This is a genomic window from Mycolicibacter nonchromogenicus, assembly GCF_002101775.1.
Taxonomy (GTDB): domain Bacteria; phylum Actinomycetota; class Actinomycetes; order Mycobacteriales; family Mycobacteriaceae; genus Mycobacterium; species Mycobacterium nonchromogenicum.
Genome location: NZ_LQPI01000012.1, coordinates 1 through 1,080, shown reverse-complemented (window position 1 = coordinate 1,080; position 1,080 = coordinate 1). Strand labels below are relative to the sequence as shown.

Genomic DNA, 1,080 nt, shown 5'->3' with positions numbered 1-1,080 from the left:
CTTCGCAGCCCAATCCTTCGTCGCCACTGTTGAACACCTCCACAGTCAAGGCGTTGCGACGACCAGTTGAATCCGCCTTGCGACCCGCGATCAGAATGAAGCACGCAGCCAGCGACATCGCCACGGCGGGCGACCGCATTACGCAACGCGGTGACGGCCAGCTGCGATTTCATCCGGTCAGCGATGCTGTAGCCAACAATGCGGTTGGAAAACACGTCCTTGATCGCGCAGCAGTAGAGCTTGCCCTGCTCGGTGCGGTGCTCAGTGATGTCGGCCAGCCACAGCTGATTGGGGGCATCGGCGGTGAAGTTCCGGCCGACCAGGTCGTCGTGCACCGGCGGGCCGGGCTTCTTGCCGTTCTTCCCCCGTTTCTTGCCGAAGGCGCTCCACAACTCGTTGTTTGAGCAGATCCGCCAGGCGGTGCGCTCGGCCATCGGCTGACCGGCAGCGCGGGCTTCATCGACGAGGAACCGGTAGCCGAACTCCGGATCGTCGCGGTGCGCGTCGACTAAAGCGTTGGTGCGGTAGGCCTCGATGACCTCGGCATCGGTGATGGGGTTGGCCAGCCATCGGTAGTAGGGCTGGCGAGCAAGCTGCAGTACCCGGCACGTCACCGCCACGGGGATACCGTCGGCGGCGAGTTCGCTCACGAGCGGGTAGAGCCTTTTCCCGGCAGGTTCGCCTGCGACAAATACGCTGCCGCCCGGCGCAGCACCTCGTTTTCCTGCTCCAGCAGCTTGATCCGCTGCCGGGCTGCACGCAGGTCGGTCGACTCTGATGTGGTGGTGCCGGCTTTGATGCCGTCATCGATGTCAGCCTGACGCAGCCACTTGTGCAGCGTCATCGGGTGCACCCCGAAATCGGTGGCGACCTGCTCGATGGTCACCCCGGGATCGCGGTTGCGGGCGACCCGGACGACGTCGTCACGGAACTCTTTCGGATAAGGCCTAGGCACAATGACATCCTTCCAGCCCACCCCACAGGGCAAGCCAACTCAGATGTCTGTCCGTGGCCATGAAAAAGTACCCACTGGTGGCCACGTAGAAGTCCCCGCTGGTGGCCAGATAAAAGTACCCACCC

2 protein-coding genes are annotated in these 1,080 nt (G+C 63.4%); both read right to left on the bottom strand.

From position 1 onward, the window contains the following. Positions 1–650, bottom strand: a 650-nt coding sequence (locus AWC18_RS21545) for a DDE-type integrase/transposase/recombinase (protein WP_165607276.1), incomplete at its 3' end; no start/stop codon positions are given. Further along, positions 647–955 carry an IS3 family transposase gene (locus AWC18_RS21855; protein WP_065000043.1) on the bottom strand — a complete coding sequence of 103 codons (309 nt, stop codon included), beginning with the start codon at positions 953–955 and terminating at the stop codon, positions 647–649. The genes AWC18_RS21545 and AWC18_RS21855, both read right to left, overlap by 4 nt. Positions 956–1,080: the final 125 nt, after the last annotated feature.